General features: G+C 50.0%; 13 protein-coding genes. 10 read left to right on the forward strand and 3 right to left on the reverse strand.

Translation table 11 applies throughout. The features are described from left to right. Nucleotides 1-211 precede the first annotated feature (211 nt). The gene (locus tag R0134_RS12210) at nt 212-1555 is read left to right on the forward strand and encodes a DEAD/DEAH box helicase (protein ID WP_319782229.1); all 1344 of its coding nucleotides are present in this window, start codon (nt 212-214) and stop codon (nt 1553-1555) included. Nucleotides 1556-1802: 247 nt separating this feature from the next. On the opposite strand, the gene R0134_RS12215 is transcribed toward R0134_RS12210, so the two are convergent. Together R0134_RS12215 and R0134_RS12220 are read right to left on the reverse strand one after the other, a co-directional pair. Next, entirely contained in the window at nt 1803-2981 is a 1179-nt protein-coding gene (locus R0134_RS12215; protein WP_319782230.1) for a benzoate/H(+) symporter BenE family transporter, read from the reverse strand. Nucleotides 2982-3199: 218 nt separating this feature from the next. Continuing rightward, entirely contained in the window at nt 3200-3646 is a 447-nt protein-coding gene (locus R0134_RS12220) for an HPP family protein (protein ID WP_319782231.1), read from the reverse strand. 495 nt (nt 3647-4141) lie between these two features. Here R0134_RS12220 and R0134_RS12225 point away from each other — a divergent pair, with 495 nt between their 5' ends. The 9 genes from R0134_RS12225 to R0134_RS12265 all read left to right on the forward strand — a co-directional run bounded on the left by R0134_RS12225 (nt 4142) and on the right by R0134_RS12265 (nt 11249). Continuing rightward, nucleotides 4142-4846 (forward strand): energy transducer TonB, encoded by a 705-nt coding sequence (locus tag R0134_RS12225; RefSeq protein WP_319782232.1) that lies wholly within the window; start codon nt 4142-4144, stop codon nt 4844-4846. A 3-nt stretch (nt 4847-4849) separates the two neighbouring features. Next, entirely contained in the window at nt 4850-5470 is a 621-nt protein-coding gene (locus R0134_RS12230; RefSeq protein WP_319782233.1) for a MotA/TolQ/ExbB proton channel family protein, read from the forward strand. Further along, a complete protein-coding gene (locus tag R0134_RS12235; RefSeq protein WP_319782234.1) occupies nt 5467-5889 on the forward strand; it encodes an ExbD/TolR family protein in 423 nt (140 codons plus the stop codon). The genes R0134_RS12230 and R0134_RS12235 overlap by 4 nt, the downstream gene beginning before the upstream one ends. Nucleotides 5890-6345: 456 nt before the next feature. Then, nucleotides 6346-8013, forward strand: coding sequence for an energy-dependent translational throttle protein EttA (ettA, locus tag R0134_RS12240; RefSeq protein WP_319782235.1), 1668 nt, complete (start codon nt 6346-6348; stop codon nt 8011-8013). Between the two features lie 215 nt (nt 8014-8228). Beyond that, nucleotides 8229-8525, forward strand: coding sequence for an outer membrane beta-barrel protein (locus R0134_RS12245; protein WP_319782236.1), 297 nt, complete (start codon nt 8229-8231; stop codon nt 8523-8525). Nucleotides 8526-8577: 52 nt separating this feature from the next. Then, nucleotides 8578-9546 (forward strand): IS1595 family transposase, encoded by a 969-nt coding sequence (locus R0134_RS12250; protein WP_319782237.1) that lies wholly within the window; start codon nt 8578-8580, stop codon nt 9544-9546. Nucleotides 9547-9553: 7 nt separating this feature from the next. After that, nucleotides 9554-9805 carry a porin family protein gene (locus R0134_RS12255; RefSeq protein ID WP_319782238.1) on the forward strand — a complete coding sequence of 84 codons (252 nt, stop codon included), beginning with the start codon at nt 9554-9556 and terminating at the stop codon, nt 9803-9805. Nucleotides 9806-10152: 347 nt separating this feature from the next. After that, nucleotides 10153-10935 (forward strand): AzlC family ABC transporter permease, encoded by a 783-nt coding sequence (locus R0134_RS12260; RefSeq protein WP_319782239.1) that lies wholly within the window; start codon nt 10153-10155, stop codon nt 10933-10935. After that, nucleotides 10932-11249, forward strand: coding sequence for an AzlD family protein (locus R0134_RS12265; protein WP_319782240.1), 318 nt, complete (start codon nt 10932-10934; stop codon nt 11247-11249). Before R0134_RS12260 ends, R0134_RS12265 begins: the two co-directional genes overlap by 4 nt. A 338-nt stretch (nt 11250-11587) precedes the next feature. Here R0134_RS12265 and R0134_RS12270 read toward each other — a convergent pair whose 3' ends face one another. Then, a complete protein-coding gene (locus R0134_RS12270) occupies nt 11588-12175 on the reverse strand; it encodes a DUF4202 domain-containing protein (protein ID WP_319782242.1) in 588 nt (195 codons plus the stop codon). Nucleotides 12176-12201: the final 26 nt, after the last annotated feature.

Consider the following 12201-nt stretch of genomic DNA (forward strand, 5'->3'; position numbering starts at 1 on the left):
CGGTTAAAACACGCGACTACCGCAAAGCTACAGCTTTGCTGCAATATGCAGATAGTGACGTCGTTTACCTTTTATTTAGCTTGGTGCTCGGCGGCTTGGTGCTCAGCGCTTTAATTTATTGCCCTTTGCGCTTTTCTGTTATCATAACGCCAGTTTGCCTACCGGCAATGCCTCTCAGCCGTCCGCCAGGACCTTATTTGTTCGGAGTCTCATGTCTTTTGCTTCCCTTGGCCTAAACGCCCAGCTTGTACAAGCGATTAATGAATGTGGTTATACAGAACCAACCCCTATCCAAGCCCAAGCCATTCCATTAGTGCTTGCTGGGGGCGACTTGCTTGCGGGTGCACAAACCGGCACCGGTAAAACCGCAGGTTTTGGTCTGCCTATGCTGCAGCGTTTAAGCGAAACTAAAGCCAAGCCACTGGCCAATGGCCGTGCTCCAGTGCGCGCCTTGGTACTGACTCCAACCCGTGAGTTGGCCGCACAGGTAGAAGAAAATATTCGTGCCTATGCCAAGCATTCAGATTTAAGAACGTTGGCCATGTTTGGTGGCGTAAGCATTAATCCACAAATGAAAGCGCTGGGCGGCAAGATTGATATCGTCGTCGCCACCCCAGGCCGTTTGCTGGATCACGTATCGCAGCGCTCTATCGACTTATCCCGCATCGAAATGCTGGTGTTAGACGAAGCGGATCGCATGTTAGACATGGGTTTTATTCGCGATATTCAGCGCATTATCGCCAAGATGCCGGCTAAGCGTCAGAACTTATTGTTCTCTGCTACTTTTTCTAACGAAATCAAAAAGCTGGCCGAGACGTTGCTCACTAACCCTGAGCACATTGAAGTGGCTACCCGTAACGCCACCGCCGATACTATCGCCCAGCGTTTTTATGGCGTAGACAAGAATAAAAAGCGTGCTCTGCTTAGCTACCTCATTGGCCATCATAACTGGCGCCAAGTACTGGTCTTTACCCGTACCAAGCACGGTGCTAACCGCTTGGCTATGCAGCTGGATAAAGACGGTTTGCCGGCCATGGCCATTCATGGTGATAAGAGCCAAGGTGCCCGTACACGCGCACTGAGCCAGTTTAAAGAAGGCAAACTGCGGGTATTAGTGGCTACTGATATTGCTGCACGCGGCATTGATATCAGCGAATTGCCGCACGTGGTCAACTACGAGTTGCCACATGTAGCCGAAGATTACGTACACCGCATTGGTCGTACTGGCCGTGCCGGTGTTAAAGGCGAAGCCGTGTCTTTGATTTCATTTGAAGAAAAGCCACTGCTAAAAGCCATTGAAAAAGTGATCAAGCAAACGGCCGAGCTGGAAATCATGGAAGGCTACGAGCCACTCCCAGACAGCGAGCAGCCACCGATTGAAAAGCCCGCCCCTAATCGCGGTCGCGGTGGTGCAAGCGCAGGTGCAGGTCGCGGCGGTCAAGGTCGTGGTAATGCAGGCGGCGGTCGCGGTCAAGGTGCGAGTCGTGGTAACGCTGGCAACACCAGCAAGGCACCGCGCAGTGCCAAGCCACCGCGTCGTCACGATAATGGTTAACACATAGCGCCAGTCGCCAAGCTATATAAAAGCATAAAAAAGCCGACCCATTGTGGTCGGCTTTTTTGATCCTTCACTTACAAAGACTGTGTTTTTGTAGGGGCCGCTTTGAGCGCGCCGGTGGTGCGCAGCAGCACGAAAAACGTCGAACACCAGCACGTGTACTGACGCAATTCGGATAAGTGATATTTGCGTATTTATTAACCTTCTAGTTTTGTTACACAAAACCGCCCGGCTGAAGCGGCCTCTACAAGGGTTCTCGGCGCTGGGCACTACGCCTAACATTCAATGCATGCACTATACCGCCAACTACCAAGCCCCAAAAGGCGCTGCCGATGCCAAACAAGGCCACACCGGAGGCGGTGATCATAAAGGTCAGCAAGGCGGCGTCCCGCTCCGACTCTTGGCTTAAAGCCACACTTAAGCTATTGCCGATAGTACCCAGCAAGGCCAAGCCGGCAATCGCCATCACCAGCTCGGTGGGTAAAGCGGCAAACAGGCCCACGACAGTCGCGCCAAACAAACCTAGCAGCAGATAAAATACCCCAGCCCACACCGCCGCCTTATAACGCTGTGCGGGATCTTCATCCACTTCTTTACCCATGCATACCGCAGCACTGATGGCCGCCAGGTTAAAAGCAAAGCCGCCAAAAGGAGCCAGCAAGATGCCGGTAATGCCGGTCCAGCTGATCAAAGGCGAAGCCTTCACTTGATAACCGTGAGCCCGTAACACAGCAATACCGGGCACGTTTTGCGAGGCCATGGTCACCACAAATAACGGAATACCAATGCCAATTAAACTGGCGAACGAGAAGCTCGGCGTCATTAATACCGGCCATGCCAGTTGCCAACTAAGCTGCTCAAACTGCAATAAATCCAACCCCGAAGCCACAGCTAATCCGGCTAAGAGGCTGAGCGGGATCACATAGCGCGGCAGGCGTCGGCGCAACGCCAAATACGTTATTAGCATCACGCCCACTAGCCAAGGTTGGGTCTGCGCCGAGGCAAATAAATCTAAACCAAAGGTTAACAACACCCCACCCAGCATGGCCGCCGCAAGGCTGGCTGGCACCAATTTCATAATACGGTCAAACCAGCCGGTCACGCCGCACAACAAAATCAGGCCAGAGCTAAATAAAAACACCCCTATGGCCTCACTCATGGACACCCCCGCCAGTGCCGTGACTAGCAAGGCCGCACCCGGTGTCGACCAAGCGGTGAGTATGGGTTGACGGTAACGCAGTGAAAAACCAATGCAAGTGGCACCCATGCCAAGACCTAATGCCCACATCCACGAGTTCATTTCGGCGGGACTGGCCCCCACAGCAGCGGCCGCTTGAAAGATAATGGCCGCCGAGCTGGTATACCCCACCAGCACCGCAATAAAACCCGCTGACACATGGGCAAAATGAAAAGGGAGGCGCATATGTAATCCTTAGAAAGAGCTTTTTTGCCACGGAAGAACACGGAAAAATTAAGCTGAGATAAGAATAAAAAATATCAAAAGGAGATCTTATTAATAAGAGAGCAATCTAGCATCCCTAGAGTGGCTGGTGCTGCTTTGATTAAGATCTTACAAATAATTTTTTTCCGATTTTATCTTTATTTTTCCGTGGATTCTGTGGATTCCGTGGCGAAAATTTTTTAGTTTTTACGTGCAATGTCATTCTTTAACAGTTCGGCGCACAAACGTACAAAGTCAGATGAGGTCACGATGCCAATCAAGCATTGTTTGTCATCTACTATGGTGAGGCAGCCGTGTTTATTTTTCAGAAAAAACGACACCACTTCAATTAAGGGCGCATGCTCATCCACCGACTCAAAGTCTGCATCAATAATTTCCACTACTCGGCACTGGCGCTCACGGCGCTCTAGCGCACTCACGCCGTAGTCAGATAATAAACTCATAATGGTGGCAATCATGCGCTTTTGGGTGAGCACGCCCATCAGCTTACCGGTCAAGGGATCGACCACAGGAATATGACGAATGCTTTTTTCACGCATCATGTCATGGGCATCTTTTAGCGTCGCGCTTTGATCGAGCGTCAGCAAGTCACGCGTCATAATATCGCCAACAGAAATTACAGCCATAGCGTATTCATCCTTGTGTTAACGTTATTCCAGCCCTTGCAGTACGCTTGCTACTGGAGTGAACAAATTACAGAGTATTTTAAGCTTATGAATAGCTTAAGTCTTATTTTAGTATCTTGTGCCGCCCTGCTGCAGATGTCGAGTCAAAGCATGGTGTCGGTTTGCCAAAAGGTGATTTGAGTTTGGTAAGAGAGTGGCTATAAGTTGTGTCACAGAGTCTGGGTGCTTGCAAATACAAAAACAAAAAGCCCGTTACAGTTAACAGTAACGGGCTTTTTTCGCCCCCGACCATCATCAAGAAGATTTTAGGGTCAACCCGTAGATTCTAGGTATCTCGCTGACGTTAAACATGCCATCCGCATCTACCTTGACTAACACTAAGGTTTAGCGTGGCATTAAATGCAACTAGTTATCATTCACAATAGACATTGCCGCTAAAATCCGTATTCTATGGCGCAGATCCGAATCAGTCCGCTTGCTATTTTGAGGTTAACTTTGAGCTTAAAACGCTATGCCGTGTTTGCCTTGGCATCTTTGCTATTGCACGGCTTAATTGCTCAGGCCATGGAGCCGGAGCCCATCACCCTAGCGGTGGCGCCGGCAAATGCTGGGCCTATTAGTGTGCAAATGTTGCCGACCGTGACTAAGGCTCCCCCCAAGGCGGAGCCGGTGGTCGAACCTACGCCAAAACCTAAACCAGAGCCTAAGCCGGTCCCCAAGCCAGAGCCTAAGCCCGTACCTAAACCGGCACCCAAACCAGAGCCAAAACCCGCGCCCAAATCTGTACCCAGGCCAGAGCCTAAGCCTGTGGTGCCCACACCTCAGCCCGTGGCACCCGCGCCGCAGCCAATGCCGAGACCAACGCCCGAGCCTGTCGCTAAGGTAGAGCCGCAGCCGACTCAAGCGAAAGACAGCACGCCTAAGCGCATTGATACTCCCAGCTTTACTCATAAGCCGGCAGCCATTGCTTATCCGATACAGGCCAAACGTCGCGGTCAAGAAGGCACAGTGCTCATAGAAGTCTGGCTGGATGAACAAGGTAGGCAAATTAAACGCCTACTCGCCAAGTCATCTGGCGTGAGCGCTCTCGATAGCGCCGCCTTAAAAGCTATCGTTAAATGGCGCTTTTCGGCCTATGTAGAAAACGGCCGCGGCATTGCCCACCGAGTTCATATTCCTGTACGTTTTAAATTGGATTAAATCATGTCATTTCTTACTCAAATACATCAACAATTAGGCTTAATGAGCTGGCCGTTAATTTTATGCTCGGTGATTACCTTAGCCCTCTGGCTAGAAAGAGGTGTGGCGCTATTGTGGGTCAGCGTGAGTGGCGAGCAAGCCAAACGAAAACTGCATCAAAGTGGCGCCAGTTTCGCTACCGTTAAAGATGCTCACTCAAAATCACTGATTTTACGGGGTTGCAGCTTATTGGTTACACATCAAAGTGCCAGTAAAGCCACTCGTGAAGACTTAGCTGGTGTGTGGCTGCAGCAACAAAGACGCAAGCTGCATTCGGGCCTGCGGGTATTGACCTTAGTGGGCGTGATCAGCCCCTTACTGGGTTTATTAGGCACGGTTTTGGGCTTAATGGAGATGTTTAAAAGTATCGGCTTAAGTAGCGATCCGGTCACACCCGCATTGCTGGCCGACGGCCTTGGTTTAGCCATGAGCACTACGGCGGCGGGCTTATTAATCGCCCTGCCCGCTATTGCCGGTGCCCAACTGTTTGGCTTGTGGGCAGATCGCCTGCTCGACAAACTGACCGACGAGCTAAATCAGTGCAACTTGCAGCTGGAAGGGGTGCAGTTAGGAGCCAATTCATGATCGGCCGCCCTGAATCTGCCAATTCAAGTTGGCGCACGCTCACACCAGACATCACACCTTTACTGGATATTATCTTTATCGTATTGGTATTTTTGCTGCTCACCGCCAACATCCCCCTGCAATCATTAGAGGTGGACTTGCCCAAAACCGACAGCGAGGCCTTGAGCGCGATATCTGACACTAAGTCCATCACCATTAATATGTTGGCGGGCACGCCAGCATGGGCCATTCAAGGTCAAGAATACGAGGATTGGCAGCAATTTAAGTCCGCCTTAACCGCTCAAATCGCGGCGTTAAAAGAAACCGACTTGATCTTGGCGTCCGATAAAGACGTGACCGTGGACAGCATGCTCAAACTATTGGCTTTCTTGCAAGAGCACGAAATTACCGCCACCCAAATATTAATGGAAGATAAATAGCAGTCAGTCGGTTGCTATCCGCAATGTTGAATGGTTAATTTTTAATGTCTAATTAAGGGCGAATACCGCCTTTAAATAACAAACAGTGCCGAATACTTTACCTACAACAGAGCTACCACACCTAAAAATCCAATTGGAGCTAAGGGTAAGACCTGTGCGTCAGATCCTGCTCTGCAGGATTTCGCGGCTAAAGCACGCGACTACATTCGTGCAATATATGAGCATCGGCGCCGCTGCGTAATGGTGACTGATTAATTGGTCTTCATTAAGCATTCACAACTCAACATTGCCTTTAAGCTCAATGCTGGCTTTCCGCGCTCAGGCAAGTACCATATACGCCTGCACATTTTTACTGATTGTTGGCTCACGCTTTGCTCAACTGTTTACTCAGCTCTGAGTAACCCACAGCCACACTATCAGTTTGTTAACCTTCTGAATTATCAGGACAATATAGATATGGCTCAATTTGTTTATAGTATGAACCGCGTGGGCAAAGTGGTTCCGCCCAAGCGTCATATTCTGAAGAATATCTCCTTGTCGTTTTTCCCCGGCGCCAAAATTGGCGTATTGGGCTTAAACGGCTCCGGCAAGTCAACCCTGCTGCGCATTATGGCCGGCCTCGACACCGAGATTGAAGGCGAAGCGCGCCCACAGCCCGGCATTAACATTGGTTATTTGCCGCAAGAGCCCAAACTAAAGCCCGAGCAAACCGTACGCGAAGCCATTGAAGAAGCGGTATCGGAAGTCGCCGGTGCCTTAAAAGAGCTGGATGAGGTTTACACCGCCTACGCAGATCCCGATGCAGACTTTGATAAATTGGCCAAGCGTCAAGGCGAGCTGGAAGCCATTATTCAAGCCCACGACGGCCATAATCTGGATCACCAGTTAGAACGCGCCGCCGATGCGCTGCGTTTGCCACCCTGGGACGCCACCATAGATAAATTGTCTGGTGGTGAGCGCCGCCGCGTGGCCATGTGCCAGCTGTTGCTTGAAAAGCCGGACATGCTGTTACTCGACGAACCGACTAACCACTTGGATGCCGAATCCGTAGCTTGGTTAGAGCGCTTCTTACACGATTACGAAGGCACAGTAGTGGCCATTACCCACGACCGTTACTTCCTCGATAACGTGGCCGGTTGGATCTTGGAGTTGGACCGCGGCGAAGGTATTCCGTGGGAAGGTAACTACTCTTCTTGGTTGGAGCAAAAAGACGAGCGCTTGTCTCAAGAGCAGTCCTCTGAAGCGGCCCGTCAAAAATCCATTCAAAAAGAACTGGAGTGGGTCCGTCAAGGTGCTAAGGGCCGTCAGGCTAAGTCTAAGTCTCGTATGGCTCGCTTTGAAGAATTGCAAAACCAAGACTTCCAAAAACGTAACGAAACCAACGAGCTGTTTATTCCGCCAGGACCGCGATTAGGCGATCAAGTGATCGACGTAACCAACCTGACCAAGTCTTATGGTGACCGCGTATTGATCGACGACTTATCCTTTAGTATTCCTAAAGGCGCCATCGTCGGCATTATCGGCCCTAACGGTGCCGGTAAGTCCACCCTGTTCCGCATGCTGACTGGCGCCGAACAGCCAGACTCTGGCACCATCACTGTGGGTGAAACGGTGCAATTAGCCTCGGTGGATCAGTTCCGCGACCACATGGACGACAAGAAAACCGTGTGGGAAGAAGTGGCCGACGGCCAAGATATCCTGCGCATCGGCACTCTTGAAGTTAACAGCCGAGCCTACTTAGGTCGCTTTAACTTTAAAGGCATCGATCAGCAAAAACGAGTCGGTGAATTATCGGGCGGTGAGCGCGGTCGTTTACACATGGCCAAACTGCTGCAGTCTGGCGGCAACGTGCTGTTATTGGATGAGCCGACCAACGACTTGGACATCGAAACCCTGCGCGCGCTGGAAAACGCCATTCTGGAATTCCCAGGCTGCGCCATGGTTATCTCCCACGACCGTTGGTTCTTAGACCGTATTGCCACCCACATCTTGGATTATAAAGATGAAGGCCAAGTGGAATTCTTCGAAGGTAACTTCAGTGAATACGAAGAATGGAAGAAGAAAACCTACGGCGCCGAGTCAATTCAGCCTAAGCGTATTAAATATAAGCGCGTAACTAAATAAGCTTTAATTTTTACTGTTACCAAAGCCCGCTATTGCGGGCTTTTTATTGTTTGCTATAAATTATCCAATCTCGATAACAGTCGACGTTAATGCTGAGCAAAAAGCTAATCATTTGATAATTAGCTAAATTCGGTTAATATCTAGCCGTAAAATTAGAATCCAAACCTGAAAAAATACCATTAATTATTTAATTCCAACAATAAAAAGTAGGCACTATGTTTAAACAGTTTAAAAAATTAACGACGGTTTCGATTGCAGTAGCGGCGCTGAGCTTTGGTACCCAAGCCATGGCCGAAAACTATGTAGGCGGTAATATTTCGGGTATAAAAGCGAAAAACAATCCCGATTCAGAAACGGCTAATTTAGTAGCTTTATATGCGCGCTTGGGTACTGAGTTTACCGAAAACTTCTCCGCTGAAATTCGTGGTGGTACAGGCATCAATGATGACAAGATAAACGGCAATACTATAGAGTTAAACTACCTCTACGGTGCCTATGTGGGCTATGTTTGAGTTAATCGTTGAAAGCTATACTTGAATCAGTCACCTCGTAGGAGGCAGAAAGATGAAGAGTACAGGTTTCGCCAAACTTAAACGCCAACTGACTGAACTCCTGCCCCGGCAGCGGCATGAACTGCTGATACTGCTTCAGCAACCAGACTCGTTTCCCGAGCTCATTGCTCGACTAGAAGAACTCACCGCTTCACACCCAACATGCCCTCATTGCCGCGATGGAGCTCCCTATAAGTGGGGAAGCATGAATGGCAGACAGCGTTACCGCTGCCGGGCTTGCAAGAAGACATTTACCTCTCTGACCGGCACGCCACTTGCTGGGCTTCGAATGGCTGAGCGGTGGTTGGAATATGCGGAGCAGATGATGGAATCCACAACACTTCGCAAAGCCGCCAAAAAGTGTCAGATAAACTTAGGTACATCATTCAGGTGGCGACACCGCTTTCTGCAACTGGTTGATTATACTAAGTCTTCTGAGCTGGGCGGTATCGTCGAAGCCGATGAAACGTTTATACGTGAATCCTTCAAAGGCAAGCGGGATCTCAGTAAGAGAAAACCTCGCCGCCGTGGTAGCGATAAGAAAAACATTAAGTGGGTCAAAGTGATGGTACTGCGCGACCGCAACCACAACGAAGCCGACTTTGTAATGAAACGCTTTACGCTCAGAAAGCTGGAACGCTGCCTGCTGCCGCGATTACGGTCTGGCGCTGTGCTCTGTAGCGATGGCCATCTTAACTACGAGGCGTTGGCAGCCAAACATCACTTGCTTCACAAGCCGGTTAACAGCAGTGCCGGTCAGCGGGTACGTGAAGATATATTCCATATCCAGGGTGTGAATGCTTATCACAGTCGACTGAAGCAATGGATAATGCGTTTTCATGGTGTCGCCACCAAGTACCTTCACCGTTACCTTGGTTGGTTCAGGTGGTTTGAGCATACAAGGAAGGCTGATGCTCAAACCATTGATTTTATATGGCAATGTGCGGTTCAGCCGCGCTTTCAACAACTAAAGCGAACATAGCCCCTATGTGCGTGGCACTCTTCCCGTTGCCGATGTCTTTTATCCTTACGCTATTCTTGGTTACACCCGCGCCGAATTAGAAGAAAAGTCACCAGGAAAATCAGAAAAGAGTTCAAATGATGATATTTCCTTCGGTATAGGCGCCGATATTCGTTTAAATTCGAATACCGACCTAAATTTGGAATACATGAACTATCTCGACAAAGATGACGTTGCTATCGACGGTTTCTCTGTAGGCGTAACCTACCGCTTCTATTAATAGCGGCGTAAGTTAATATTCTTAAAACACCGCTATTGTCGCGGTGTTTTTTTATCTTATGCCCGCGCTCATATTTGGGAATTAAGTAATGCGCTGTGCAGCCATACTATCTGGCAGCACAAAGCAGACCGAGTAAAGTCAAATCCCAAACCGACAGCAGAATGCCGACCTGCCAGTGCATACACACAGCATCATGAATGCGAGACGTAAGACACTAAGATTTTTTGTTGAGCTCGGCGCTGATTTTAATTCAACACTAACCATTCAAAATTCAACATTGTGCGCGGTAGCGCACGCGACTAGGCTCGCCCCTTGTTGGCCATAATGTTATTCTTAACGGCCCTTAGATGTATGAGCCCAAACGCCCCATGGACACTTATGCCGCGCAGGCCAAGTTCGAGGCAGCTGACACCTGGCTTGGCTTTAAACAGTTGTTACCCTTATCTTTTTTTGTGGGCGCCTTTGGCCTTGCCTTTGGGTTGGCTGCGTCTCAAGAAGGCTTAAGTGACGGTGCCATTGCGCTAATGAGCGCCTTGGTATTTGCCGGTACTTCACAGTTTGCCGCCCTCGACATGTGGGGCACGCAAGTGCCACTGGTACCCTTAATGATCACCACTTTCGCCATTAATGCGCGTCACCTGTTGATGGGCGCTACGCTCTATCCATGGCTGCGCTATCTACCGCCAGTAAAACGTTATGGCCTAATGCTGTTTGCCTCCGATGCTAACTGGGCCATGGCCATGCAAGGCTTTTATCGCGGCGAGCGGGCGCTGGGCATTTTATTTGGTGGGGGCTTAGCGATTTGGTCATGCTGGATGCTGGGCACGGGGATTGGCTTATATTTTGGTAGCGCCATTGAAGATCCGTTCAGTATAGGGCTCGATATGGTGCTGGGCTGTTTCTTGCTGGCCATGGCATTGGGCGGGCGCAAAGACAGCCGCACCTTGATTATCTGGTTCGTAGCAGGTAGCTCAGCCATGTTGGCTTACTGGTGGCTACCCACTAACAGCCATGTGGTGGTGGGGGCATTATCCGGTGGCTTATTAGGCGCTTTTTGGATGGAAAAGAAGGATCCGGAAAAAAACGAGCCTGCGAATAATAAACAAGAGCAGGAGCAAGATAAAACATGAACTTAGCCACTGCCGGCAATGGCACCTTGCTCATTATCATAGTTATGGCTGTCGTCACTTTGGCCACCCGCCTTGGCGGCGTATTCGTGATGTCCTTTATTCCCTTTAATCAGCGCGTGCACCAGTTTATTACGGCTATGTCTGGCTCGGTATTGATCGCCATTTTAACGCCCATGGCCGTTAACGGGGATATAGGTGCCCGCGCCGCCCTACTCACCACGGCGCTCACCATGCTGGTGTTAAAAAAACAACTCCCCGCCATTACCGCCGGCATTCTCGCCGCCGCGTTAAGTCGGTATTTCTTGGCTGGGTGAGCGCCCTTGTAGAGGCCGCTTGTAGGGCGCTTTGAGCGCGCCGGTTTTGCGTAGCAAAACTAAACAAAGGCCAAACCGGCTACGTCGATATTCACATATAGCACGAATGTAGTAGCTGCTTTAGCTGCTAAATCCTGCGCAGCAGGATCTGGTGCACTGACTTCACGTGCCGCTACGCGCCACCAGCCGAATACGCTTTGCTTAAAATAGGGACTCCTACTACAGAGTCATCCTTGTAGCCGCCAATTTATTCGGCGGGCCAGCGTAGCTGGCGGATTTAAACCAAACCGTGCCGAATAAATTGGCACCCTACGAAAGACGGTGTTTATCTGACAGCTTTAGCTCAACGCCTTGCCTACCAAGGCGCTCACCTCTGGGCTTAAGCTCAGCTTCAAGGCAGCCGCTTGACCCTCGGCTGACATCTTGGCCCAGGTTTTTTGAATAATATCGATCAGCTTTTCTTCGCTGTGACGAGTGGCAAAATCGGCCAAGTAATAACGCATAAATACCAAGCAAATCACATCTTCCAACGCCTGTACTTCGGGATTACGTTTCAGCTGTTTTTTTAATAATAAGTCTTTAATTTCAGCTTGCTCGGCGTCGCTATATCCCACCTTCGCCATTAACTCAGCAGTTAAGTCTCCGTGAAAGGCCCCTAAATCCGTGCGCCAGCGTCGATAACCGGCGCGGTCCATGGGGTAACTAGCCCGCGCTATGCTCCAGCGCTTAATGTGCTGGGCGCGACAAGCGATTTGCAGTAATTCGCTGGCCTCGGGTACAAATTCAGCCTGTTGCTCACTCATGCGTAGCCCGTATAAATACTCTTTAGGCCACACTTGGCCATCCGCTACTTCTTGATTAGGATCTTGCTGATTCTCCGCATCAATGAGCGCCAGCACTTCTTTTAAACGGGAAACGGGTGTCATGAATACATCCTTAGGTCATAAATGAA

It is taken from the genome of Oceanisphaera sp. IT1-181, from assembly GCF_033807535.1.
In the GTDB taxonomy this organism is placed as follows: domain Bacteria; phylum Pseudomonadota; class Gammaproteobacteria; order Enterobacterales; family Aeromonadaceae; genus Oceanimonas.